Source organism: Larsenimonas salina (assembly GCF_023736155.1).
GTDB lineage: Bacteria > Pseudomonadota > Gammaproteobacteria > Pseudomonadales > Halomonadaceae > Larsenimonas > Larsenimonas salina.
Window position 1 is genome coordinate 740260 of sequence record NZ_JAMLJJ010000001.1, and the last position, 25916, is coordinate 766175.

Genomic DNA, 25916 nt, shown 5'->3' on the forward strand with positions numbered 1-25916 from the left:
AAAAAACGCCGGGGCAGATCTGCTCCGGCGTTTTTCGTGTGACGTCTATGTGGCTAACGCTCCCCTGCCCGTCGGGACTGCTTCCAGCGGTCGAACATGACCGCCAGCAGCAGGATCGCCCCTCGAACGAGATACTGATAAAAGGTCGGCACATTCAATAGCCCCATGGCGTTTTGCACGCAGCCCATGATCAGCACCCCGACCAGTACGCCGGTGATCGAAGCCACACCGCCCGACAGTGACACCCCACCCAGCACACAGGCAGAGATCACGGCAAGCTCGAGCCCCTGTGAGGTGTTCGGGTCGCCGAGGCCCATGCGCGAGGTCAAGAGCACGCCAGCAATACCGGCCACCAGCCCCTGCAGCGCAAACACGGTGATCTTGAGCTTTCGTACGTTGACCCCGGCCAGAGCCGCCGCTTCGGCGTTGCCGCCGGTGGCCAGCGTATTTCGACCGAAGCTTGTCATGTTGAGGATGACCCCGAACACCACAAAGCACGCGATCATCGTCCACACCGGAAGCGTCAGCCCCAGAAAGGCCGCGCTGCCGAGATCGAAAAAGCCCGGCACCGTGATCATGACGGCGTCACCGCCAGAGGTGATGTAGGCAAGCCCGCGCACGAACTCCATCGCGGCAAGGGTCGCAATCAGCGAATTGATGCCAAAGCGCGCCACCACAAACCCATTGAACGCCCCAACCGCCGCGCCGGCGGCAATGCCCGCCACCACGCCGATGAAAACGCTGCCGCTGGTCGATGTGATCACGGCAGCTACCACCCCGGCGAAGGCAACGATCGAGGCAACCGAGAGATCCACCTCCCCAAGCGCCAGCACCATCATCATGGTGGTCGCGATCGAACCGATCAAAGTGACCGACAGCAACAGCCCCACGATGTTACGCCCGGTCAGAAAGTCCGGCACTAAAATCGAGAGCCCGGCGAACAGCAGAATGAACACCGCAATCAGACCGGACGTATCCAGTAATGTGCGAAGCGGCTTTGGCAACCGACGCCGCGTCGGCTCGCTCATCGAGGGCGCGGCGGTATCGTGTTGAGACATGGCGTTTTCCTTATCATTGTTAAGAGCACAACAAGCGCATCGAGAGCAGACGAGATGACGCGCTCAGGCCGGCAGCGCCAGCCCGAGCAGACGTTCGGGCGTGGCTTTCTCCCGCGAGACGATGTCCAGCAGTTCGCCGTCTCGCATGACACCGATGCGATCGCAGATCGAACTGACCTCCGCCAGATCGCTCGAGATCACCAGCACGCTCTTGCCCTGTTCGGCCAGGTCATAAAGCAGGCTATAGATGTCACGGCGGGCGCCGACATCGATCCCTCGGGTCGGCTCATCCATGATGAACAGATCGATTTCCTCGGCCAGCCAGCGCGCCAGAATGACCTTTTGCTGGTTGCCACCGGACAAGTTCGCGATCGGCGTGCGCGGCCCCGGCGTCTTGATGCTGAGCGCACGAATGTAGTGCTGCGTGGTCTCCATTTCGTGGGCCGTGTGTCGAAACAGACCAAGTCGTTTGAAAAAACGACGGCAGCTGATGTTGAGGTTGTCCGACACACTCGCGACCGGAAAGATGCCCTGGGATTTACGGTCTTCCGGGCACATGGCGATGCCGGCTCGAATCGCGGCCTGAGCGCTGGTGTAGCGACTGCGCTGCCCCTTGAACATTACGGCGCCTTCGCTTGCGCGCTCGGCGCCACAGACCAGACGCATCAGTTCACTGCGCCCGGCGCCGACCAGACCAAAAAGCCCCAGCACCTCGCCACGACGCACCTCAAGCGAGACCGGCGCGCGAACACCTCGCCCCTTCAGACCGTCCAGCGCCAGCAGCACCTCGCCAATGTCACGCGGCCGGTAGCCATACACGTCCTCGATGTCACGGCCGACCATTTCGCTGACCAGCGTGTCGTTGTCGACCCCCTCAAGCGTCTCGTGAGTGCAGATGTGACGCCCATCTCGAAAGACGGTGATCGCATCGCACATCTCAAACACCTCTTCCATGCGGTGGGTAACGTACAAAACGACCCGCCCTTCATCACGAAGGCGTGCAACGATCCGCTTCAGGTGCCGGGTTTCCTGAACCGAGAGCGAGCTGGTCGGCTCATCGAAGGCAATGATGCGCGCATCCCGTAACAGCGCCCGCCCGATCTCGATCATCTGCTGCTGGCCGACCGACAGCTCACGCACCTTGGTTGCCGGGTCGAGCGCCCCTTCGCCCAGATCATCCAATATAGCGAGGGCGCGCTCGCGCAGGCGCCGACGGTCCACGAAGCCGTGGTGAGCCGGCAGCTGCCCCATCAGAAGGTTTTCCGCCACCGACAGATTCGGTGCCAGTGTCAGCTCCTGATAAATGATGGCGATGCCGCTTTTGAGCGCCTCGCGGGCGTTGGCGAACACATGCGACGTGCCCTGGATCACCAGATGCCCCTGGGTTGGCGTGTTGACACCACTCAGCACCTTCAAAAGAGTCGATTTCCCCGCGCCGTTTTCCCCCATCAGGGCGTGCACCTGCCCCTGATGTGCGGCGAAACTGACGCCGTCGAGCGCCTTGACCCCCGGGAACTCAACGGTCACGTTTTCCACGCGAAGATATGGTTCGTTCATGGCCCTGCTCCTGTCCGACATGAGTACACGTTCTGACCGATAGCGGGCTTACAGGCCGAGATCGTCGCGTACCTCTTGCCAGTTCTCACGGGTCATGAGCGTGCCGGTGGTTTCAGTATTGGCCTTGGGCTTATCCCCGGTGGTGATCCAGGTGTAGAGGTTGTCCGCGGTTTGACGGCCATGCATGGTCGAGCTGACCGCCATGGTGCCGTAAAAGCCTGTGGGGTTCTTGCGCGAGAATTCGGCAAAGGCGGCACCGGAGCCGTTGATGCCAACGCCGATGACCTGATCGGGTGACAGCCCGTACTGCTCACTTGCGCGCACGCCGCCCAGTACGCTTTCTTCATTCAGGGCGTAGATAACCCAGTGATCGAAGTTGCCGTGTTTTGAAAAGACCGGTGAGGCCGCAGCAAATGCGCTGCTGGTGTCGGTGTTCTGTTGGGGCGCGTCAAAAATGTTGGCCTTGACGAACCCGGACTCAAGCAGTGCCTGGGTCGCACCGTCAGTGCGCTCCTTCGCGGTCGGCAACTCATAGTTGGTAATACGAAGCGCGGCCACGGACTTTGGATCCCAGCCACGGGCCTTCATCTCGGCCGCGATCGCCTTGCCGACCTGCTGGCCGATCTTGTAGCCCGACATGCCAAGGTGCGGCACCGACTCGATGGGCTCACCGCCCGGCCCTAAAAACCGGTCGTCAACGGTAATGACCTTCATGCCGTAACGTTCGGCGCGGTTGACGATGGCCGGCCCAAGCCGGACATCCGGCGGGCAGATCACGAACCCCTGAGCACCCTGGGAGTGAAGGTTATCGATCGCACTCAAGACCTGCTGGCCATCTTCGCCTGCAAGGCGCACCACCGAGAACCCCTTCTCCTCGCCAAGTTGGGTCGCCGCCTTTTGTTCGTTGATGAACCAGGCTTGTTCGGGCTTTTTAACGATAAATCCGATCTTGACGTCGTCCTGGGCCTGCGCACTGCCCATGCACACTCCAAGACTCAGCCCAAGCGTCAGTAAGGAAGGTTTCACAAAGCGGATCATTGACGTTCTCCGGCCTAAAGGCTCAATTGTTGTTGGACACTGTCTCCTGCTTTGAGCCGATAGTAGAGGCCGAACCGATTCCAGAGTAATAACGGTTGGACGCCAAACCGATACCTTATCTGGTATCAATAAAGCGCAGAGCCATACAGTACGGGCGTTGTCGCCCGCCCGTGAGTAAAACGCCATGAACTAAAGTTGTCTTCGACTTTCGCGAAAGTCCGCCGCCATCAGCGGCACACAACGCACAGGCCACCCTTAAAAGGGGCGGCGGGAAGGAAAAAATTATCAGGGGACATGCAAGCAATCAGATAAAAACGCGTTACCACCCAAGCGCTTGCTTGACGAAGGGAATGGTCAATTTGCGCTGTGCCGACAGCGAGGCCTCATCAAGACGCGCCAATGTATCGAACAGCGTTGTCAGTTGGCGCGGACCTCGGTGGCAGAGATAACGCCCGACTTCATCGGGAAGCATCATTCCTCGACTCCGCGCTCTGAGCTTCAACGCCTCAAGCCGCTCATCATCGTTGAGCGGCTTGAGATGAAACGTGGTCCCCCAACTCAGCCGCGAGCCGAGATCAGCCAGCTTGACCGGCAACTGACGTGGCGGCTTTTCTGCCGCGATAATCAGTCGCCGACCCGCGTCTCTCAATCGGTTGAAGCAGTGAAAAAGCCCTTCTTCCCAGCGCTTGCGGCCGATCACCGTGTCCAGATCATCGATCGCGATCAGCTCGAGATGCTCGATGTCCTCAAGCATCAAGGGGGGGAAATGACCAATGTCTGAGAGCGGGAGATACAGCGTGGAAATACCCTGCTGACTGGCCTCATGACAGGCGGCTTGAAGCAGATGACTTTTGCCGGATTCAGGCGCACCCCACAGATACAGAAACTGCTCGCCCGTCGGCGTAGGTTGGCGCACGAGCTGATCGACCAGTGTCTGGTTGCCCCCGGCCATGAAGTTGGCGAAGGTTGCATCGTCTCGCAATCCAACTCCCAGCGGGAGCTGAGCCGGCCCGGACATCATGTCAGCGCGCATCCTGATCGATCTTGGAGGAAGAGGAGTACATGGGGCTTTCTTTATACTGAGTAAACAGGTAGCGCAATACTACCATGAGCACCGCCGCGACCGGCAACGCCAGCAGGACGCCGACAAACCCGAACAACTGCCCACCGGCCATGACCGCAAAGATCACCACCACCGGATGCAGCCCGATGCGATCACCAAGCAAAAGCGGCTGGAACACCATGCCTTCAAGCAGCTGCCCAACCACGAACACCCCCCCGACACCGAGAAGCGGCAGCCAGTCCTGAAACTGGAAAAACGCTACCAGCTCGGCAATCGCCACCCCAACGATCACGCCAAGATACGGCACAATACTTGCCATACCGGCAATGATCCCGATGAGAAAACCGAACTTGACCCCCAAAAGCGTCAGCCCGATGGCGTAAACAATGCCGAGCCCAAGCATCACCAGAAGCTGGCCGCGCATGAACGCCCCAAGCACCTCATCGCACTCACGCGCAAGCCGGGTGACGGTAGATACCCAATCGCGGGGAATCGCATCCTTGATCTTGGCCTTCATGCGATCCCAGTCCAGCAGCAGATAGAAGGTCACGACCGGAATGATCGCAAGGTTGCCGATCAAAAACGCCAGCGCGAGCCCCGAACGCGACAGCTGAGTCAAAAACTGGGTGGCAATGGAGCCGGTTTCCTTCCAGTGCCCGGTCACGATATTTCTGAGCTGATCGAAATCGGCGGAAAAATCCGACCCCGTCCAGGACTGGATCGTGGGCATGACCACCTGCTGCACCCAGTTCAAAATAGCCGGAAGCGCCTCAACGAACTGAATCAACTGCCGCCAGAGCACCGGCAATACGATAATGGTCAACCCGATGACCGTGATCGACAAGAGAGAAAACACCACCGTCACCGCCAAACGCCGGGATAGCCCACGCGCCTCGAGCCGATCCGCCAGCGGGTCGCCCAAATACGCAAGGATCGTGCCGACAAAAAACGGCATCAAGATCGGCGTCAAATGTGAAAACAACCACAGTCCGGCAAGTGCCCCGCCAATCCCCCACCAAAATCGCATCGACATGCTGTCATCCTTGTTGGTCTTGCCTACCTGATGCAGGCAGTTTAATGGCTTTATCGATTCCTGCCATCACGGCCCGAGCTTCGTGCCCGCGGGCCGAGGCGATGTTATACTCGCGCTTTATTTTTGGCCGCAGGGCCCAGGTCACCGTACAGCACAGGAACATACATGACTTCACACTCCGATGCTCCCTTAAGCTACAAAGATGCTGGCGTGGATATCGACGCCGGTAATGCACTGGTCGATCGCATCAAAGGCGTTGCCAAGCGGACCCACCGCCCCGAAGTCATGGGTGGTCTGGGCGGCTTTGGCGCCTTGTGCGAACTGCCCAAGGGATATGACGAGCCGGTTCTGGTCACCGGCACCGACGGCGTCGGCACCAAGCTGCGACTGGCCATGGATCTTGGCAAGCACGACACCATCGGTATCGATCTGGTGGCCATGTGCGTCAACGACCTGGTCGTTGCCGGCGCCGAACCGCTTCAGTTTCTCGACTACTACGCGACCGGCAAGCTCGATATCGACATCGCCTCTCAGGTCGTGACCGGCATCGGCGAAGGCTGCCTGCAGGCGGGCTGCGCCCTGGTTGGCGGTGAAACGGCAGAAATGCCGGGTATGTACGAAGGCAATGACTATGATCTGGCGGGGTTCTGCGTCGGGGTAGTCGAAAAACGCAAGATTCTTGATGGTCAAAAGGTCAAGGAAGGCGATGTGGTGCTGGGCCTTGCCTCGAGCGGCCCGCACTCCAACGGCTACTCGCTGATTCGAAAGATCATCGAGCGCAGCGGCGAGTCACTGGATCAGCTCATCGATGGCGTTCCCTTGAGCGACGCACTGATGGCGCCGACACGCATCTACGTCAAGCCGCTGCTGTCCTTGATCAATGAAAGCGACGTAAGCGTCCATGCGCTGTCACACATTACCGGCGGCGGTCTGCTCGAGAACCTGCCCCGCGTTCTGCCGGACGACGCCACCATCCATATCGATACAACACGCTGGTCGCGTCCGGCCGTGTTCGATTGGCTCCAGCGCCAGGGCAACGTTGATGACCATGAAATGTACCGCGTGCTTAACTGCGGTATCGGCATGGTCGTGGTCGTGGATCACGCCGACGCCGAGCGCGCGGCCGCTCACCTCAAGGCACAGGGCGAGACCGTCTACACCCTCGGCCACATCCAGTCGCGAGCGGCCGGGGAAGAGCAGGTACAGCTCTCGGGGCTTGATGCATGACGTTTGAAGCCGAAACCGCCGACGCACGCAGGATCGTCGTATTGATCTCCGGCAGCGGGAGCAACCTTCAGGCACTCCTTGATGCGATGGAGCATGACGAGCTCGGGGGAAATGTTGTCGCCGTCATCAGCAACAAGCCCGACGCCTATGGCCTTGAACGTGCCAAGGAGGCGGGTGTGCTGACCGAGGTTGTGGAGCCGAGCAAGTTCCGGCATTTTCACGACGAACGCGACCGCGAGCTTTATGACGCTGAACTGATTCGCGTGATCGACCACCATCAGCCCGACTTGGTCGTGCTGGCCGGCTTCATGCGCATCCTCACCAAGAGCTTCGTGCTTCGCTACCACGGCCGGCTGATGAACATTCATCCGTCATTATTGCCAGCGTATAAAGGCCTCGATACGCATGCGCGCCTTTTGGCCGACTCAGGTACCGAGCACGGCGCCAGTGTGCACTTCGTCACCGAGGAACTCGACGGCGGCCCAATCATCGTTCAGGCCGCGGTTCATGTGTTGCCGGACGATACCAAGGACACGCTGGCCGAGCGGGTACTCAGTCGTGAGCATCTGATCTACCCCATGGCAGTACGCTGGTTTCTTGACGGCCGGCTGCAATTGGGAGATTCAGGACTGACTCTGGATGGTCACGCCCTGCCGGCGTCGGGCCTTCGACTTGCCGCCGATGACGTGACCGACGACGACCTTTAAGCCGTTCGTTTTCCGCACAACAAAAAAGCCGCCCTCACGGGCGGCTTTTTTGTTGAACGATTGAACTTCTTGACTACTGAGACATTGATCAAAACGGGCGCCGACGAATACGCCGGCGCCTTTTCTGACTCACTTCTCGCTCGTGCGACCCTCATGAGTGTCTGAATCAGGCTGCTTGTTGAAGCGGCGCATCAAACGCTCCTGACCGCGCATGATGAAGACATAGGCCGCTGGTACGAACACGCTTGCAAGAATCGTGATCGAAATCATGCCACCGACCACGGGCGTACCGATGTGATGTCGGCTCGCGGCGCTTGCACCTGAGGCCAGTGCCAGCGGCAGTGTGCCGCCGATGAAGGCCAGCGACGTCATGACGATCGGACGGAAACGAAGCCGGGCCGCAGTCAGGGCTGCATCAACGATGCTCTTGCCTTCATCGCGCTGCTGCTGGGCGAACTCGACGATCAGAATTGCGTTCTTGGCAGCAAGCCCCACGACCACCAGCAAGCCGATCTGCAAGTACACACTGGTGTCGAGCCCACGCATCCAGACCGCCAACACCGAACCGATGAACGCGAACGGCACCGCCGACACCACTGCGATCGGCAGCGTCCAACGCTCATACTGCGCCGCCAGGATCAAAAAGACCATGATCAAGCCGAACACGATCGCAAGCGTCGATGCGTTACCGGCGTTTTCCTGCTGATAGGCTTCCCCGGTCCAGCCCATGCTGTACTGATCACCAAGCGTTTCGCGCACAACGTCGTTCATCGCGGCAATCGCCTGGCCGGAACTGTACCCCGGCGCGGGCTGGCCCTGGAACTGCGCTGCTGGATAAACACTGAACCGGTCGACAATCGTCGGCGCGTTGGTCCGCTTGAGGGTAACAAGGGTCGATAGCGGAATTCGCTCGCCGTTTCCGCCACGCACAAAGACCTTGTTCAGATCGCTTGGCGAGCGTCTGAATTTGTCATCCGACTGCAGATACACCTGGAAGTTACGGCTGTTGCGCGTGAAGTAGTTCACGAACGACTGGCCAAAGGTGCTTGAAAGCGTCGTATTGAGATCAGTGAGATCGACCCCGAGGCTCTGCGCCTTGTTCTCATCCACTGTCGCGCTGTAGGTTGGCACCGAGACATCAAGCGTGGTGAAAACCTGTGCAAGCTCTGGCCGTTTCTGGGCCGCCTGCATGATCTTGAGCGACGCCTGATAAAGCTCCTCCGGCGAATCCCCGCCGAGCGACTCGAGATACCCGTTGAAACCACCGGTGGTTGAAAGCCCGATGATCGGCGGCAGGTTGAACGCCATCACCTTGCCACCAGGCAGCGACCCACCGATCTGCATCGTTTTCTGGATCATCTGGTCGGCGGTGATATCGCGCTCGGACCAGGGCTTCATCGACACGAACACCGTGGCTTTCGCGGTATTTGCCGAGCTACTCAGAATATCGAAGCCGGTGATCGAGGTGGCGTACTCAACGGCGGGCACTTCCTCGATCTTGTCGATCAGTTCCTGAACGTACTCATCGGTACGTGCGACCGACGACCCGGCCGGCAGCGACACCGAGGCGATCATCAGGCCCTGGTCGGTCGCGGGAATCAGCCCGCCTGGCAGTTTCGAGTAGATGAAAAACGACAGCGCACAGGTGCCAAGCACCAGCGCCAGCGACACCAGCACGTGGCGAATCAGGAAGTTTACGGCGCTCATGAACCAGTCGGTCAGCTTATCGAAGCCCTTGTTAAACCACTCGAAGGGCTTGTTAACCGCGCGACTTAGCTTGGACTGCTTCAGGTTTTCCTTGTGCTTGATGAAGATGGCGGACATCGCCGGCGTAAACGACAGGGCAACCAGCGCCGAGATGCTGACCGAAATGGCAATCGTGATGGCGAACTGCTGATACATCTTGCCGGTGAGTCCCGTCAAGAAACCGACAGGCACGAACACGGACGCCATGATCAGGGCCGTCGCGAGCACGGGCCCGGTCACCTCCCTCATCGCCTCGAAGGCAGCTTCCTTGGACGACACCTCCGGATTGTCCTCGAGAATACGCTCGACGTTCTCGATCACGACGATCGCATCGTCCACCACGATCCCGATGGCAAGAATCATCCCGAACAGCGACAGCAGGTTGATCGAGAAGTCGAGCATGTACATGCCGGCGAACGTCCCGATGACCGAGACCGGCACCACCGACATGGCAACGAGTGTCGATCGCCAGTTTTGCAGGAAAATGAAGACGATCAACGCGACCAGAATCAGAGCTTCAACAAAGGTATGCAGCACCGATTCAATCGACGCATTGATGAACAAGGTCGTGTCATAGGGCACTACGTAATCAAGGCCTGCCGGGAAACGCTTCTTCAGATCACTCAGTGTCTGTTTGACCTCGCCAGCCACCTGAAGGGCATTGGCCCCTGGCTGCTGATAAATTGCGATTGGCGCGATGGGGTTATTGTTGACCCGGCCCTGAATGCCGTAGGAGGTCGAGCCAAGCTCGACGCGCGCAACATCGCTCAAGCGAAGCGCGCCGCCATCGGCCTTAGTCTTGAGAAGAATATCCTCGAACTGCTTGACCGACTTCAAGCGACCCTGGGTCGTGATGGTGTAGGTGTTTGATGTGGCGCTTCGCTGAGGCTCGGCGCCAAGCTTGCCGGCCGAGACAACCGTGTTCTGGGCCTGGATGGCCTGGGATACTTCGGCAGGCGTCAGATCATACTGGGAAAGCTTGTCCGGGTTGAGCCAGATACGCATGGCGAACTGCTGATTGCCCAGAACCTCGGCCTGCCCGACCCCGTTGAGCTGCTTGATCTCATCGACAATATTGATGTTGGCGTAGTTATTGAGATAGAGCGAGTCGTATTGACCGTTGGGCGAATAGAGTGCGGCAAACATCAAAATGCTGCTTGATTGCAGCTCGACGGTCACACCCTGATTCTGCACGGCCGACGGCAGACGCGACAGCGCCCTCTGTACGCGGTTATTGACGTTGATGGTCGCGATATCAGGATCAGTCCCGATATTGAAATAGACCTTCATGCGCATCTGGCCGCTGTCCGCGCTCGATGAGCTTAAGTAGATCATGTTCTTGACGCCATTGATCTCCTCGGCAAGCGGTGCGGCCACGGTTTCCGATACGGTTTCAGCATCGGCACCCGGGAAGGACGCCGTGACCGACACCGTGACCGGCACGACTTGCGGGTACTGCTCGATAGGAAGACTTCGCATGGCCATGAAGCCGACCAGCGTAATGATGATCGACAGAACCGTTGCGAAGATCGGCCTATTTATAAAGAAGCTTGAAATGTTCACGTAGGCACCCGTCTACTGACTGTTTTTGTGTTCGGAAGCGCCACTGGAAGTATCTTTACCACTTACGCTTGTGTTGTTTTCAGGCTGGGTCGTGGCCGCGCCGTTCTTGCCGGACGGGTCGGTCGGCGTATCCGACGGGTCACCGTCGAACGCTTGCGGGTCGATCTTGTCACCGGGAGACACGCTGCCGATAGACGAAACTACTACGCGATCACCGGCCTTGAGCCCTTTCTTGATGATCATCCAGCTGCCAGCCTGCTCACCAAGCGTCACGAACCGACTCTGAATGACATTTTTCTCATCAAGTATATAAAGCTGTGGGCCCTTGAGCCCCTCAGTTACCGCGCTTTGGGGAACGGCCAGCGCATTGAAGTGCTTGACGTTCATAAGCTTGACCCGCACGAACAGCCCAGGAAGAAACAGTTGATCGGGATTATCGAACACAGCGCGAGCCTGAACAGTACTTGTGCCCTCATCCACGCGAGAGCCTAGAAAATCGACGTTTCCGACCAACGAGACATCAGTACTGTCGCTTTCATTGGCATAGGGAAACGCGAGCTGGGCCTTGATTGGCTCGCTGTTATCGCGCCCTTGCTGGCGCCGCAGCGAAAATGCCTCATCCTGCGGAATAGAAAAACGGACTTCGAGCGGATTCAGTGGCGTCACTTCCGTAAGCGTTGTACCACTGGTGACGTAATTACCGACGTTGACGTCATTGAGTGCCACCTTGCCGTTGGTCGTGGCCTTTACCGTGGTATAGCCCAAATCAATCTGAGCGTCATCGAGCGCTGCCTTAGCCTGTTCGAGCGAGGCCTGCGCCGTACGGTAACTGCTCAGCGCTGCATCGCGCTGCTGCTGACTGACAGAGTTCTGCTTATAAAGGCGTTCGTAACGGCGGTAATCACTGCGCTCATTTTCAAGCGTCGCCTTGGCGCTTTCGACATCGGCCTTGGCCTGATCGACTGCCGCCTGATACTGCGCCTGCTCGATCACAAACAGGGTTTGCCCCTTTTCGACAGTCTCTCCCGGCGAATAGAGCTGCTTTTCGAGTACGCCGTTGACACGAGCAACGATATCCGCCGACAGATCACTTCGAATCTTGGCGGGATATTCTCGATCAAGCGTCAGATCGCCTGGCTGAACGGTTTCAACCTGCGCCTTCTTGGCCGTTTTCTGCTGGGCGCCCTGCTGATCTTGGTCGTCCTTGCCGTCACTGCAACCACTGATCAGTAAGCTGGCTGCAAGCATCAGCCATAGTGGGCTTTTGGCCAGATTTCTGACGTCATGAAAGCTCATGGGGCTTACTCCGGTAAATAAGATGGGGATACTGGTCAGTTTAGATGCATTCATGTATGTATGTAAACTGACGTATTTGCTTTACAATCAGCATTCGATACTTGGCGGAGGACTCAAACGATGGCGCGACGAACAAAATCCGAGGCGGAATCCACGCGTCAGGTGCTTTTGGACTCGGCAGAAACGCTATTTTATGAAAAAGGCGTTTCGCGTACATCGCTTGAACACATTGCCAAACACGCAGGAATGACTCGGGGCGCCGTCTACTGGCACTTCGAAAACAAGAATGCGCTATTCAATGCCTTGCTTGACCGAGTCAAGATGCCTCTTAAGCAGTTGATCGAAGACCTCGAGGAATCCGAGCATTCCGGTCACCCGCTTATCGACCTGGAACGCGCAATCAATCTGGCCTTCGAGCGCATCACTCAGCCACGATACATGCGCACCTATACCATTCTCCTGTTTCGGTGCGAGCACACCAAGGACATCGATCCGCTGAAAAATCACAATGCCATGGTGCACGAGAGCTATGAGCACATGGTAAAGCTTTTGACTCAAGCGCAACGTGACAATCTGATTAAGGAAAGTATAGATCCTGCGTGCGCCTCGAGGCTGATTCATGTATCGCTTCAAGGGCTCGTCAATGATTGGTTACGCGATACGTCCGTATTCGACATCAAGGTCGAGGGCCGTCACATGATTCGTCTTTTACTTTCGATGTTGAAAGCCTGACCGCGCAAGCCAAAAGAGCACACATAAAAAAAGCAGCCGGTTGGCTGCTTTTTCATATATTCAAAACGTCATTATTCGAGCGGAATCGACAAGGTCATGACTGGCTCGCCGTTGGCGTCGCGCTTGCCATCATTATAAAGGATGCGCGAGTGATCCACCTTGATCTGCTCACCGTGGGTCAATGCCCAGCCCAGCGCCATGTGCTGAAAAACACTTTCGAACTCGTCCCAGCAGTTCAATGTCGTCTGGATCTCGCGGCCCGGTTCAACGCAAAGCCAGCGAAGTGGCAGCGGCGGATTCCAGGTTTCACGCTTGGCCATGCGGTAGCCGATATCCTTGCGAATACGGTGCTCGGGCGTAATGCGCGGATCGTCATAGACAAAGCAGACCGGCTCAAGAATGCACTCTTTGGTGCCACGCGGGCACAGATCCAGCAGGTGGCGACGGATGCTCTCCTCACTGCCCTGCTCTTCACCGAAGGCGCGCATGACCAGGAAGTAAGACGCTTCTTCTTTTTCGACGACCTGAACCGGGCGGGCGTCCTTGGCGGCAACCTTGGTAGCCCCCATGGTCACACGAAGCGTATCGCGGTAGGTGCGTGGTGACATGTCAAAGTGACGACGAAATACTCGGCTAAACGCGGCGTGATCCTGATATCCACACTCCAAAGCAACTTCCATGATGCTTTTGCGAGTATACACAAGCAGCAGTGCCGCACGGTCAAGCCGGATCGCTGCATGATAATCGGTCGGGGTAATTCCGAACGACTGCTTGAACTTGCGACGCAGATGAGAGGTGGACAGACCGACCTGCTTCGCGACTGCCGTCATGGGCAGCAGTTCATTGGTGTGCTCGTGAAGGATTACTTCTGTTGCCGCTACATCGAATTCTTTGCCATTCATATCGTGTTCCATCCCTTTAACGATATTTTTTTAGAATGCTTGTCGAAGGCCTGTGGCCTTTCAGGGCAGCAGCACGAAGTTCTTCGTCTTCTTTTCACCAGCCATACGCCGCATCCCGCACGCTGTATGGCTCGTGGCTATCTGCCTCAAGCTTGGGCAAAGCCTAAAGGGGGGGCATAAGTAAAGGAAGAATGAATCTGGAGATGCTTATAAAAATGGCGCTTGGGGGCGGGAACAAAAAATCAGAAGATTAAGCCGATATTATTCTTATAACTAATACCTCAAAAACAAAGGATTAGAAAAGTAATACCAGACTTTAAAACAAAAAAATAAATTCCTTTATAAACAGAAGGTTAGATAAAAAAGCGGGGAAGGTAAGCAAACCGCTACATAGTCACATAAAAATACCAAAAATCACTTCAACACACTTTTTATATCAAAATGACCAATCAAGGTATTAAAAAGCGCATTTACAAGAATTGCTTTTTTACTTCTTCTTATAAAAGAAGCGTCATCAAAACCCGCGTTGTACACGGGCTTCATAAACATTACGCCGGCTCATTTACCATACTGGCGCGAAGACGCGATACCGCCTGGCTGTGAAGCTGACATACTCGTGACTCGCTGACACCCAGAATGGAACCGATTTCCTTCAGATTGAGCTCTTCCTGGTAATAGAGGCCAAGCAACAGCTTTTCACGCTCGGGCAGATTATCAATGGCCGATGCCAACTGCTGACGATCGGCAAAGGCAAAGAAGGATTCCTGAGGGGTTGCCATCGACGCCACGTCGGACGACACATGCGATGCCTCACTTTCATCGGAGCTCGTATCCTCGAACGGCAGCAAATACCCGTTGTTGGTGTCATTGAGGACCTTGCGGTACTCCTCAAGTGTGATACCAAGTTCCTCGGAAATTTCGCGCTCGGTCGCAGGCCGCGCGTTTTCCTGCTCGAGTTTATGAATGGCGCGATCGATATCGCGGCTGGTACGGCGCACACTTCGTGGCAGCCAGTCACGGCTTCGAAGCTCATCGATCATTGCCCCACGAATGCGCTGGGACGCGTAGGTAGAAAAAGTAGCGCCCTGGCCGGAGTCGAAACGATTGTACGCATCGAGCAGTCCGACCATGCCAGCCTGGATAAGATCATCCAGCTCGACGCTTGCAGGCAGCCTGACCTGAAGCTGCAGGGCCTGACGCCGAACGAGGGGCATATATTGATCAACCAGGTTCGACGGATTCAACTTGCCTTCGGCGGTATACATAGTCGGGGTCTCTGAAAGCCTGCTCAGCCGAAATTCGAGCGCAGAAGTAACATCTAATACGCTCACCATGCAGGCCATACTACGCGCGCACGCCCCTCCTCTAACCGCCAATAAGCCCTAATGTACGTGGCTTGATTCGCTTTTTGGACACCTCCGGTAACACTGGATACCTTTTCACACAAACTTTTTTGAGAATCCGTCTAAAGCAAAAACGGCGTGCGTCGATAACTTCACCAGCGGCGAAAACAGCCGCACAAGAATGGCGCCACCACCGCCATCTCCATAACACAGCGTTAAGGAATCGATATCATGGCAATGGTCATCAACACCAATACCCTGTCTCTCCAGACTCAGCAAAACCTGAACAAGTCACAGTCTCAGCTGAACAGCGCGATCGAGAAGCTCTCTTCTGGCTCACGCATCAACAGCGCCAAGGACGACGCCGCCGGTCAGGCGATTGCCAACCGCATGTCGTCCCAGATCACTGGCTTGAACCAGGCCTCGCGCAACGCCAACGACGGCATCTCGCTGGCCCAGACTGCCGAAGGCGCGCTTGACCAGGTTAACGACAACCTTCAGCGCATTCGTGAGCTGTCTGTTCAAGCCTCAAACGGCACCAACTCAGCAGAAGATCTGGACTCCATCCAGGATGAAATCAACCAACGTTTGTCCGAAGTTGACCGTGTCTCGGGCCAAACCAATTTCAACGGCACCAAGGTACTGGATTCCGACCAGGGGCTTTCAATTCAGGTTGGTGCCAACGACGGCGAAACCATCAGTGTCAATCTGAAAGAAATCAACTCTCAGACACTTGGCCTTACAGGGTTTGATGTCACAGATCTTGCAAAGAAAGTAGAAGCTGCTGATGCTACAGGTGCGGATCCCAGTGCGACATACAGTTTTACCGATTCAAACAGTGGCGCAGTAACTACCGGAACTGTCTTTGAAGGAAAAGATGGTAATAACTATCTACAAGATAGTGATGGAAACGTTTACGCTGCCACCGTAGCGGCAGCTGCCGATACAGATGGAAATGCCGCTAACGGAAACGAAGATGTTGAGGTTACTTTTGACAGCAGTGCCCCTTTGGATCTTGCAGCGCAAGCAGCTGCAGGTATGAACCCGCTGGCATCATTGGACAACGCCCTAAGCACCGTTGATAACCTTCGCTCCGATCTTGGTGCGGTCCAGAACCGCTTCGATTCCGCGATCGAAAATATCAATACCACGTCCACCAACCTGAGCTCTGCCCGCTCACGCATCGAGGACGCGGACTACGCGACCGAAGTATCCAATATGTCCAAGGCGCAGATCCTTCAGCAGGCCGGCACCTCGGTACTTGCCCAGGCCAACCAGACCACTCAGGGCGTACTGTCTCTGCTGGGTTAATCCTGAACGCGTGGTGAGACGAGGCCGGCTTTGCCGGCCTTTTTTATGCACACGTCCCAGTTAAACCACAAGATACGCAGATAATTATTCCCTGACTCTGCTTTTAAGCGCCTTTCATACTTAAGCAATGCTCTTCTGTGCCGATAGTTACTTCAGCGGCGAGAAACGCCGTACAAAATGGCGCCACCACCGCCATCTCCATAACACAGCGTTAAGGAATCGACATCATGGCAATGGTCATCAACACCAATACTCTGTCTCTTCAGACTCAACAAAACCTGAACAAGTCACAGTCTCAGTTGAACAGCGCGATCGAGAAGCTCTCTTCTGGCTCACGCATCAACAGCGCCAAGGACGACGCCGCCGGTCAGGCCATCGCCAACCGCATGTCCTCCCAGATTACCGGCTTGAACCAGGCGTCACGCAACGCCAACGACGGCATCTCGCTGGCTCAGACCGCCGAAGGCGCGCTTGACCAGGTCAACGACAACCTTCAGCGCATTCGTGAGCTGTCTGTTCAAGCCTCAAACGGCACCAACTCAGCCGAAGACCTTGATTCCATCCAGGATGAAATTACCCAGCGTCTGTCTGAAATTGACCGGGTCTCAGGTCAAACCAATTTCAACGGCACCAAGGTACTGGATTCCGATCAAGGGCTTTCGATTCAGGTGGGTGCCAACGACGGCGAGACCATCAGTGTCAACCTGAAGGAAATCAACTCTCAGACACTTGGGCTTACGGGCTTCGACGCTACCAATTTCGCAAAAACAGTAGAAGCCACTAACGTTGCGGGCGCATCCGAAGATGCCAAGTTTAGCTTTGATGACACCAGTAGCTCAGTAACTGGTGGAACTGTATTTGAGGCTAAAGATGGCAGCTTCTATCTTCAGGCCGACGATGGAAATGTTTATTCTGCCACTGTCACGCCTACTGACACCGATAACGATGATGCTGATGCTGATACCACGACAGGTACGCTCGAAGACGTAGTTGTCGCTTTTGACAGCGCTAGTCCACTCGATGCTAACGCTCAAAAAGCAGCGGGCATGAATGCTCTTGGCGCTCTAGACGATGCGCTCAGCACCGTTGATAACCTTCGCTCCGACCTCGGTGCGGTCCAGAACCGCTTCGATTCCGCGATCGAAAACATCAACACTACGTCTACCAACCTGAGTTCAGCGCGCTCACGCATCGAGGACGCGGACTACGCGACCGAAGTGTCCAACATGTCCAAGGCGCAGATCCTGCAGCAGGCCGGCACCTCGGTGCTTGCCCAGGCCAACCAGACCACCCAGGGCGTGCTGTCTCTGCTGGGTTAATCTAGAAAGATTGTACCAACGAGGCCGGCTCTGCCGGCCTTTTTGCATGCCCCTTCAGCGCATGCGTACAAAAAAAACCATAATAACTAACGCGACAGTGTCACCCACTCAGGCGGTTTAACGAACCACGCATGGTGATGTCATGTCTCTACCGATTACACACGCACACGCAACCCCACTTTCCACAGAAAGCCAGCTTCCGGTGCCGCAGGCCTCGAGCGAAGGCGTCCTGGCTCGCGCTTCCCCCTCTGATTTAGAGTTACCCCAAACAACCGCTTCCCCGGAACGTCCCCCGCTCGATCAAACCGAGCTGGACAGCTACATGCAGGAATACGGCGTGCGCTTCAAGCTCGATCAGGACATCGACCGCATGGTGGTGCACCTGATCGATAAGGCAAACGGCGAACTGATCCGACAGATCCCGTCCGAAGAAATGGTCGGCATCATCACGCGCCTGCAGGAGGGGTCGCTTCAAATGATTGACACTCGGGCCTAGTCTGTAACGCTCATAAAAAAGCCCACCATAAGGTGGGCTTTATAGCGCAACAGCACAGCCATCACACCTGCATGCTCATGATCTCTTTATAGGCGCTCATCAACCGGTTTCGAACCTGAACGCCCATTTCAAAGGACACGCTCGATTTTTGCATATCAATCATGACATCGTTGATACCAATGCCCGGGTCGCCTCGCTCGAATGCTTCCGCCTTGGCGTTGGCGGCTTGCTTCATGCCATCAATGCGATCAATGGATGATTTCAGCATCCCGGCAAAACTTACATTGCTATCACTGCCTTGATCATTGTTGAGTCCAAACGATGTTCCCTGCGCCTGAGTTGCAGTCGATTGCAACTGCTGAACCACAGACTGTAAGCTACCTGCAGACTCGATCGCCATGAGCCCTCCCAAAGATTAAGTCGTTATGTATCGATCTGGAACAAGCTTACCAATCAAGCGTCCGGCCCGATTACAATAATTAACGATCAAAAACACACCTTTTCAGTCCATAGCCTCGCCCGCCTTTCGCAATAATACCCTCGACCCAAGCCGCAACGAGCAAAAGCGCATCGTTGATACAACATCGGCATGTATTTAGGGCATGACAACCATTTCGGGCATAACACCGCACAGCATGATTCAGGCGTAACGAGGCGCACCTATGACCAATGAAGCGACTTCAACGACGATGGGTGGGGATAAAAAACCGTCGTTGATTGAGCAGATCAAGGCAAACCCGAAGATCCCGGCGATCATTGTGGCCGCGGCGGCACTTGCCATTGTCGTTACGCTTCTGCTCTGGGCACGAAGCCCCGACTACCGCGTCCTGTTCTCGAACCTCAGCGGCCGGGATGGTGGCGAGATCGTGACGCAGCTCGAGCAGATGCAAATCCCTTACAAGCTCTCCCCCAACGGCGAAACGATCTCCGTCCCGGTAGACCAGGTCGCCCAAACGCGTCTGAATCTGGCGGGCCAAGGGCTGCCGCGCGGCGGCAATGTAGGCTTTGAGCTGATGGACAACCAGTCGTTCGGCGTCAGCCAGTTTGCTGAACACGTCAACTACCAGCGCTCACTCGAAGGCGAACTGGCCCGCTCCATCGAATCGCTTGGGAGTGTTCGCACCGCCCGAGTCCACCTCGCCATTCCAAAACCGACCGTCTTTGTTCGAGACAAGAAATCACCACGCGCCTCAATCGTGGTGTCACTTTATGCCGGCCGCGTGCTTGATGCCGGCCAGGTCAATGCGATTACCCATCTGGTCTCAAGCAGTGTGACCGACATGCCTGCAAGCCAGGTCACTGTGGTGGATGAAAGCGGCAACCTTTTATCCAACTCTGCAAGCGATGGCCTAGGTGAAATGAATGACACCCAGCTTAAATACACCACCAAAATCGAAGACAAGATCCGAAGCCGAATCGAATCGATCATTGCGCCACTGGTTGGCAAGAATAACGTCAAGGCCATGGTAACGGCCGATGTCGACTTCTCGGTGGGTGAACACACTCAGGAAAAATACGGCCCCAACCAGCCCCCGAACGAGGCAGCGGTTCGTAGCCAGCAGACCAGTGAAGCCAAGCAGGTTGGAGAAGGTACGGTCGGCGGTGTGCCGGGCGCGCTGAGCAATCAGCCACCGGGCACCGCGGCGTCTCCGATCAATGCTCAACAAGAAGGTGAAGACGGCGAGCAACAAGTCACGGCCCCCCAGTCGAGCCAGCGAAACACTACGGTCAATTACGAAGTCGATCGCACGATCCGTCATGTGAAAGAAGACACCGGCCAGGTCGAACGTTTATCCGTCGCGGTCGTTGTCAACTTCCGTCCGCAGGTCGATGAGGAAGGTAACGTTACCCAGGCGGCGCTGAGCGATGAGGAAATGCAGCGCATCAATCGCCTGGTTCGTGAAGCCATGGGCTTTAGTGATGCTCGAGGCGATTCGCTCGAAGTCGTCAACTCGCAGTTCACCGAGCCCGAACGGATGCCGACGCCGCCCTGGTGGCAGAATTCCGAGCTAATCGCGCTGGCGATGACCATTGGCAAGTACCTGCTGATCGCACTTATCGCCCTCTTCCTCTGGAAGAAACTGGTCAAGCCGTACGCCGGACGCTACATGCCGCGTCAGGAGCGCGACGAAGATGGCATCTCTGTCATGGTCGGCGACGATGACGACGAAGACGACATCGACCAGGAAATGGAAAACAAACGCCTCAAGCAGGAAGAACAGAAACGCAACCAGAAACGCGAAGAGTACAAACGCAAGCTCGAAAACACACGCACGGTCGCCAAACAGGATCCGAAACTGGTCGCAGTCATAATCAAAGGGTGGATGCATCACGATGGCCAATAATTCCCCGTTTAACGAAGAAGGGCTTGAGCGCAGCGCCATTTTGATGATGACGCTGGATGAAGATACCGCGGCCGACGTTTTCAAATACATGTCGCCCAAGGAAATTCAGCAGCTAGGGCTCGCCATGGCCGGCCTTCGCCAGGTGCCGAAAGAGCGCATTGCTGAAGTGCTTAGACAGTTCGACAGTGAGCTGGATCAACTGAGCGCAGTCGACATCAACTCCGGCGACCATATCCGGACAGTGTTGATCAAGGCACTCGGGGAAGACCGCGCCGCAAGCATTCTCGAAGATATCTTCGAGGCCAATCATGGCTCGGGCATCGATGCACTCAACCTGATGGAGCCGACGGTCGTGGCCGAGATGATTCGGGACGAGCACCCACAGATCATCGCGACCGTTATCGTTCACCTCGAACGCCACCAGGCCGCCGATATTCTGGCGCTCTTTGACGACGCACTTCGAAACGACATTGTGCTTCGTATCGCGACCTTCAGCGGCGTACAGCCGGCGGCCCTTCAGGAGCTCACCGAAGTACTCGGCGGACTGCTTGATGGCCAGAACCTCAAACGCAGCAAGATGGGTGGCGTAAGAACGGCGGCCGAGATTCTCAACCTGATGAATTCGACTCAGGAAGAGAGCGTCATCGATACCGTGCGCAATTACAGCGATTCGCTGGCGCAGCAGATCATCGACGAAATGTTCGTGTTCGAAAACATTGCCGATCTCGACGATCGCACCATTCAGCGCATCCTGCAGGACGTCGACACCAACTCGCTGGTGGTCGCGCTCAAGGGCTCGCCGGAAGAGCTTATCAACCGGGTGCTGTCCAACATGTCCAACCGTGCGGCAGAAATGCTGCGTGAAGACATGCAGATGCGCGGGCCGCTTCGCGTGTCCGTGGTCGAGACCGAGCAGAAAAACATCCTGCAGTTGATTCGCAAACTGGCCGATTCCGGAGAGATCCAGATCTCCGGCGGAGACGAAGCGTATGTCTGATTCTTCGAATGACTGGCAGCGCTGGGAGATGGGGTCGCTCGAACGGCGCCGGCAACACCCCACCCAGACGGCCAAGCCACCGAAGCCAGATGCCCAGCAGCAACAGCGTCGCCGGGAGGATGCCAAGCGGCAGGCCATCTTCGAGCAGGCGAAGAAAGAAGGCTATGAGGCGGGTCTCAAAAAAGGGTTTGAGGACGGCTTCAACAAGGGCCGCGAGGAAGGTGAGCTGAAAGCCCACGCCGAATACGAAGAAATGCTCGGCGTACGACTCGAAAATACCATTTCGCCCATCGCGGTACTGGCCGAACAGTTCTCGGAAAGCATGGCAAGCCTCAATCAGGACGTCAGCCGGCAGCTTGCCGAGCTTGCGCTCGAAGCCGGCCGGCGGCTCGCCAACCGGTCACTCGAGCTTAACCCCGAGCATATCCTCGATGACATCGAGTCTTTGCTTGCCAGTGAACCCACCCTTACCGGGCGCCCTCGCCTGTTCATCCATCCGGATGATCTGGAACTGGTGCAATCCCAGCTGGGCGAGGTATTGAAACAGGCCGGCTGGCAGCTGCTTTCCGATCACGATATCCAACGCGGCGACTGTCGAATTGAAACCGACACCCGGGAAATCGACGCCACCCGGGCCGGACGCTGGGAGCGACTTCTTCAGGCCGTCGGCCATGGTGAACACTGATGAGTGTAGAAACCGCCCTGTTTACAAGTCACTGGCAGCGAACGCTCGAAGACGCTCGCAAGGCCGCATCGAACATCGCGCCGACCCAGCAGTTTGGCCGCCTAACGCGCGCCACCGGATTGGTGCTTGAAGCCACCGGCCTTAAATTGCCGCTCGAAAGCAGCTGCCTGATCGAGCTTGAGGATGAAGGACGCACGACAGAAGCCGAGGTCGTGGGTTTTACTGGTGACAAGCTTTATCTGATGCCTTACGTCGAAACCTCCGGGCTTGTGCCCGGTGCGCGTGTCTGGGCACCCAAGGTCAGTAACCACGCCAAGGGCAAACGCTTTCCAGTGGGCAAGGCGCTACTTGGCCGCATCGTCGATGCCCGCGGGCGGCCGCTCGATGGTAAGCCAGCACCCAAGGACGCCGAATATGCAGCGCTTTCGGCCCCGATGCTCAACCCACTCGAACGTGAGCCGATAAAGGAAGTGCTGGATGTGGGTGTTCGAAGCATCAACTCGCTGCTGACCATCGGTCGCGGTCAACGCCTGGGCCTTTTTGCGGGTTCAGGCGTGGGCAAGAGTGTGTTGCTTGGCATGATGGCGCGCTACACCCGCGCCGATGTCATCGTCGTCGGACTGATCGGAGAACGCGGCCGAGAGGTCAAAGATTTCATCGAAAATATCCTGGGCGATGAAGGCATCAAACGCTCCGTGGTCGTTGCAGCGCCTGCAGACAACTCGCCGCTGCTTCGTCTACAAGGTGCGGCCTACGCAACACGGTTGGCCGAGGATTTCCGTGAAAAAGGGCTGAACGTTCTGCTGATCATGGATTCGCTGACACGCTACGCCATGGCGCAACGCGAAATCGCGCTTGCTATTGGCGAGCCGCCGGCCACCAAGGGCTATCCGCCCTCGGTCTTTGCAAAACTTCCAGCATTGGTCGAACGCGCTGGCAACGATGCACCGGATAAAGGCTCGATTACCGCCTTCTATACCGTACTGACCGAAGGCGACGATCAGCAGGATCCCATCGCCGATGCGGCGCGCGCCATTCTCGATGGCCATATCGTGCTGTCGCGCAAGCTTGCCGAGGCCGGCCACTATCCAGCCATCGACATCGAAGCATCGATAAGTCGCGCAATGACGGCCCTTATCGATGAAACACACTTTGAACGCATCAAGTACTTTAAACAGATGATGTCACGCTATCAGCGCAATCGGGATTTGATCAGTGTCGGAGCTTACGCACACGGCAGCGATCCGTTGCTTGATAGAGCCATACAGCTTTACCCGAAACTTGAAGAGTTTTTGCAACAGCGCATGACGGAAAGCACGACGTATGGTGAAGCGGTGATGAAGCTCAATCATCTGTTTTGATGAAGGCCAAAGGAGATTGTAATGGGTAGCCATTCCTCTGCACTGGATACGCTGATTGACCTTGCGACCAATAATCGGGACAGCGCGGCACAGCATCTGGGCAAACTTCGCCAAACCAAACAGAGCTCTCAGGAGCAGCTCGATACGCTGCTTCAATACCGCGATGAGTATCGGCAGAAACTTGATGATGCCATGAAACGCGGAATGAGCATGAACGAACTTCAAAACTATCAGCGCTTTATCGCCTCGCTCGACCAAGCCATCGCCCAACAGGAAAACGCGCTCGAAAATTGTGACCAACGCGTCAACCAGGGCGTTAAGCACTGGCAGCAGCAACAGCAGCGCCTCAACTCCTTCGATGCACTGGCGACACGACGAAACGAAGAACGCGAACTCGTTGCCAAAAAATACGAACAGCGTCTGTCGGATGAATTCGCCAGTCGAGCTGTTTCGAGCTTCGGCTAAGCAAAAGGACCCCTTCAATGAGCACATCCGTTTCCCTGCCAGGCCTTTCTCCAGCAGCGCCCTCTCCCTCAGGCCGAACCACTGCCGGATCCGAGACTGACTCGGGACAGGGGTTTGAGGGTACGCTAAAGGCCGCCGCCGGAGCTCGTACCGGGTCGAGCGAGCAGACTAAAACCGGTTCGCCCTCCGGTGCTCAGGCGCGCGGCGATAGGGCATCTGCGTCTCAAAATCCGGCACAGGATGATGCGCCTTGTGCGAAACAATTCAATGCGCTTTCACACAAGGCAGATAACCTACGAGCACCGCTCGGTGAACAGGCGCCCGCCACCGAACAGACTCTTGCGTCGGCGTTTGATAAAGCACCGAAAGAGCTGGCGTCTGCCACCTCGACTCAAGAACACTGGATGACACGCCTAACTGCAGCGCGGTCGCTGACATCACAAATGACCTCCGAGTCCTTGTCGGCTTCCGAGGCAAACGCAGCGCTCAAGGAATCCCTCAGTGGCGTAACTTCCTCGACCGTTGCCCTGACCAAGACAGGCTCGGACAAGACACTGCCTTCATTGGGTGGAAAACATCCTGGCGATGAATCGGCCGGTGATTCTTTTGAGGACGAGCCCGCATCCAGTGGTCTCATTGCCGCGTTCAATCCAGCCCAGGCTCTATCCTCGCAGGCTTCTAAACCGGGCTCCGAATCCGCTCAATTCGGTACCAGTGGCAAGGGCATGAGCAAAACAGCGCAGCTCCAGGCCCAGCAGCAAAATGCATTTTCCGATAAGGCGCTCGATGACGTTGCAAGCCGCGTGACACAGCGTGATGGCCACAAGGGTGACAGCGCGCCGTTCTCACTTAAGGTCACTGCCCTTAATGGTGGTGACGCGAGTTCAAGCATCAGCACTACCACTGTGACCGCCGCCTCGATTTCTACCGCTCAACCCGCAGCCGTGCCTGGGCAGACACAGCTGGGCCAACCAGCACAGGCAGGGCTTTATACCGGTGTGATGAACGCACAGGTAGGCAGTGACAATTGGAACGGCGCGCTCGGTCAACACATGATCCGAATGAGCGCTCAGGGTCAGGGCCAGGCCGAGCTTCACCTGAACCCACGGGATATGGGCCCACTGTCCATTTCGCTGAAAATGGATGATCAAGGTGCACAGGCCCATTTTTTCTCGGCCAACGCCCACGTGCGATCTGCACTTGAGACTGCACTGCCTCACCTTAAAGAAGCCATGGCCGACAGCGGCATCCAACTTGGTCAGACAAGCGTGAGCGACCAACAACAGCCTCAGCATTTCGCGTTTGATCAGTCAGGCGCAGAAACTGGGAAGGAAGGCCGTGGTGATGCTACCGGCTCCGCTCAGGGAGCGGACGATGCACTTTCGATCTCCGGCACTGCCGATGAAATTCTCGCCCGTACTCCTGGCAATTCGCGCCCGGGAGGAATTGATCTGTTCGCTTGACCACATGCTCGCAGTCGTAAGCTTTCAATGCCTCCGTATATCGGGGGCTTTTTTATTTGGGGCAAGGCCATTTTTCAGGATAAGTGATTGAAAGCTCGGCAAGGGCTCTAAAACGAAAAGGTAACCTGATGTAACACGTCTTTTTGAACCTTCATTCGCCTCCGCCACCGGTACTATCGGTGCTATCGAAAAGTCCGGAGTAATGGAAA

22 protein-coding genes are annotated in these 25916 nt (G+C 56.5%); 12 read left to right on the forward strand and 10 right to left on the reverse strand.

What is annotated here, in order from left to right:
* Positions 1–53 precede the first annotated feature (53 nt).
* The 5 genes from araH to NAT23_RS03590 all read right to left on the reverse strand — a co-directional run bounded on the left by araH (position 54) and on the right by NAT23_RS03590 (position 5749).
* Positions 54–1058 (reverse strand): L-arabinose ABC transporter permease AraH, encoded by a 1005-nt coding sequence (araH, locus tag NAT23_RS03570; protein WP_251925694.1) that lies wholly within the window; start codon positions 1056–1058, stop codon positions 54–56.
* Positions 1059–1121: 63 nt separating this feature from the next.
* Positions 1122–2615 carry an L-arabinose ABC transporter ATP-binding protein AraG gene (gene araG / locus NAT23_RS03575; RefSeq protein ID WP_251925696.1) on the reverse strand — a complete coding sequence of 498 codons (1494 nt, stop codon included), beginning with the start codon at positions 2613–2615 and terminating at the stop codon, positions 1122–1124.
* A 48-nt stretch (positions 2616–2663) separates the two neighbouring features.
* The gene (locus tag NAT23_RS03580; RefSeq protein ID WP_433962188.1) at positions 2664–3653 is read right to left on the reverse strand and encodes an arabinose ABC transporter substrate-binding protein; all 990 of its coding nucleotides are present in this window, start codon (positions 3651–3653) and stop codon (positions 2664–2666) included.
* A gap of 319 nt (positions 3654–3972) precedes the next feature.
* Positions 3973–4674, reverse strand: coding sequence for a DnaA regulatory inactivator Hda (gene hda, locus NAT23_RS03585; protein WP_251591933.1), 702 nt, complete (start codon positions 4672–4674; stop codon positions 3973–3975).
* Between the two features lies 1 nt (position 4675).
* The gene (locus NAT23_RS03590; RefSeq protein WP_251925698.1) at positions 4676–5749 is read right to left on the reverse strand and encodes an AI-2E family transporter; all 1074 of its coding nucleotides are present in this window, start codon (positions 5747–5749) and stop codon (positions 4676–4678) included.
* Positions 5750–5914: 165 nt separating this feature from the next.
* Here NAT23_RS03590 and purM point away from each other — a divergent pair, with 165 nt between their 5' ends.
* The gene (gene purM / locus NAT23_RS03595; RefSeq protein WP_251925709.1) at positions 5915–6976 is read left to right on the forward strand and encodes a phosphoribosylformylglycinamidine cyclo-ligase; all 1062 of its coding nucleotides are present in this window, start codon (positions 5915–5917) and stop codon (positions 6974–6976) included.
* Positions 6973–7683, forward strand: a complete 711-nt coding sequence (gene purN / locus NAT23_RS03600; protein ID WP_251925711.1) for a phosphoribosylglycinamide formyltransferase — start codon at positions 6973–6975, stop codon at positions 7681–7683. The genes purM and purN overlap by 4 nt, the downstream gene beginning before the upstream one ends.
* A 129-nt stretch (positions 7684–7812) precedes the next feature.
* Here purN and NAT23_RS03605 read toward each other — a convergent pair whose 3' ends face one another.
* Positions 7813–10992 (reverse strand): efflux RND transporter permease subunit, encoded by a 3180-nt coding sequence (locus NAT23_RS03605; protein WP_251925713.1) that lies wholly within the window; start codon positions 10990–10992, stop codon positions 7813–7815.
* Positions 10993–11004: 12 nt separating this feature from the next.
* Positions 11005–12288 carry an efflux RND transporter periplasmic adaptor subunit gene (locus NAT23_RS03610; RefSeq protein WP_251925714.1) on the reverse strand — a complete coding sequence of 428 codons (1284 nt, stop codon included), beginning with the start codon at positions 12286–12288 and terminating at the stop codon, positions 11005–11007.
* Positions 12289–12408: 120 nt separating this feature from the next.
* Here NAT23_RS03610 and NAT23_RS03615 point away from each other — a divergent pair, with 120 nt between their 5' ends.
* Entirely contained in the window at positions 12409–13020 is a 612-nt protein-coding gene (locus tag NAT23_RS03615; protein WP_251925717.1) for a TetR family transcriptional regulator, read from the forward strand.
* A gap of 71 nt (positions 13021–13091) precedes the next feature.
* Here the strand turns inward: NAT23_RS03615 and NAT23_RS03620 are convergent, their stop codons facing one another.
* Together NAT23_RS03620 and NAT23_RS03625 are read right to left on the reverse strand one after the other, a co-directional pair.
* Positions 13092–13922 carry a helix-turn-helix domain-containing protein gene (locus NAT23_RS03620; protein WP_251590362.1) on the reverse strand — a complete coding sequence of 277 codons (831 nt, stop codon included), beginning with the start codon at positions 13920–13922 and terminating at the stop codon, positions 13092–13094.
* 548 nt (positions 13923–14470) lie between these two features.
* Positions 14471–15187, reverse strand: coding sequence for an RNA polymerase sigma factor FliA (locus NAT23_RS03625; protein ID WP_251590363.1), 717 nt, complete (start codon positions 15185–15187; stop codon positions 14471–14473).
* A gap of 309 nt (positions 15188–15496) precedes the next feature.
* Between NAT23_RS03625 and NAT23_RS03630 the strand changes: the two genes are divergently transcribed.
* The 3 genes from NAT23_RS03630 (at position 15497) to NAT23_RS03640 (ending at position 18391) form a co-directional block, all read left to right on the forward strand.
* Positions 15497–16576, forward strand: coding sequence for a FliC/FljB family flagellin (locus tag NAT23_RS03630; RefSeq protein ID WP_251925719.1), 1080 nt, complete (start codon positions 15497–15499; stop codon positions 16574–16576).
* A 227-nt stretch (positions 16577–16803) separates the two neighbouring features.
* The gene (locus tag NAT23_RS03635; RefSeq protein ID WP_251925721.1) at positions 16804–17895 is read left to right on the forward strand and encodes a FliC/FljB family flagellin; all 1092 of its coding nucleotides are present in this window, start codon (positions 16804–16806) and stop codon (positions 17893–17895) included.
* Between the two features lie 142 nt (positions 17896–18037).
* Complete coding sequence (locus tag NAT23_RS03640) at positions 18038–18391, forward strand: flagellar protein FlaG (protein ID WP_251925723.1); 354 nt, start codon at positions 18038–18040, stop codon at positions 18389–18391.
* 61 nt (positions 18392–18452) lie between these two features.
* On the opposite strand, the gene fliE is transcribed toward NAT23_RS03640, so the two are convergent.
* Entirely contained in the window at positions 18453–18791 is a 339-nt protein-coding gene (gene fliE, locus NAT23_RS03645) for a flagellar hook-basal body complex protein FliE (RefSeq protein WP_251925725.1), read from the reverse strand.
* A gap of 262 nt (positions 18792–19053) precedes the next feature.
* Between fliE and fliF the strand changes: the two genes are divergently transcribed.
* The 6 genes from fliF to NAT23_RS03675 are packed head-to-tail and all read left to right on the forward strand — an operon-like array spanning position 19054 to position 25707.
* Complete coding sequence (gene fliF, locus NAT23_RS03650; RefSeq protein WP_251925727.1) at positions 19054–20736, forward strand: flagellar basal-body MS-ring/collar protein FliF; 1683 nt, start codon at positions 19054–19056, stop codon at positions 20734–20736.
* A complete protein-coding gene (gene fliG, locus NAT23_RS03655; RefSeq protein ID WP_251590374.1) occupies positions 20726–21733 on the forward strand; it encodes a flagellar motor switch protein FliG in 1008 nt (335 codons plus the stop codon). Before fliF ends, fliG begins: the two co-directional genes overlap by 11 nt.
* Positions 21726–22418, forward strand: a complete 693-nt coding sequence (locus tag NAT23_RS03660) for a flagellar assembly protein FliH (RefSeq protein WP_251925729.1) — start codon at positions 21726–21728, stop codon at positions 22416–22418. Before fliG ends, NAT23_RS03660 begins: the two co-directional genes overlap by 8 nt.
* Positions 22418–23779: a flagellar protein export ATPase FliI gene (fliI, locus tag NAT23_RS03665; protein WP_251590379.1), complete on the forward strand. Its 1362-nt coding sequence runs from the start codon at positions 22418–22420 to the stop codon at positions 23777–23779. Before NAT23_RS03660 ends, fliI begins: the two co-directional genes overlap by 1 nt.
* Positions 23780–23800: 21 nt before the next feature.
* Positions 23801–24244: a flagellar export protein FliJ gene (gene fliJ / locus NAT23_RS03670; protein ID WP_251925731.1), complete on the forward strand. Its 444-nt coding sequence runs from the start codon at positions 23801–23803 to the stop codon at positions 24242–24244.
* Between the two features lie 17 nt (positions 24245–24261).
* Entirely contained in the window at positions 24262–25707 is a 1446-nt protein-coding gene (locus tag NAT23_RS03675; RefSeq protein WP_251925733.1) for a flagellar hook-length control protein FliK, read from the forward strand.
* The last annotated feature ends 209 nt before the right edge of the window (positions 25708–25916 follow it).